Source organism: Burkholderia sp. GbtcB21, assembly GCF_019091065.1.
GTDB lineage: Bacteria > Pseudomonadota > Gammaproteobacteria > Burkholderiales > Burkholderiaceae > Burkholderia > Burkholderia pyrrocinia_C.
On record NZ_JAGXKA010000580.1, the window covers coordinates 1 to 228 of the forward strand.

Sequence of the window (228 nt, forward strand, 5' to 3'; positions counted from 1 at the left end):
CTCCGTCGCGTTGCGCGGCGGGCGAGCGGGCGGTCGTCACGCTCGCTTCCCAATTGCCTGACGAAAGGCGCGAGGCGTCCGCGTACTGGACCCGTTTCCTGCGCCGGCACGACGTGGCCGACGTCGTCGAGATCTGGCTGCGCGACGCGGGCCGCACGGCCGGCGCGTTCTCGTTGCTGCGCTTCGGGTTGGGTGATGCGGTCGGCGGTGCGGCTGGAAATAGGACGG

Annotated in this window: 1 pseudogene; it reads left to right on the plus strand. The window is 71.5% G+C overall.

The annotated features are described in order from the left end of the window. Window positions 1-228 (plus strand): annotated as a pseudogene (locus KVT39_RS37725) (helix-turn-helix transcriptional regulator); the annotation flags it as partial.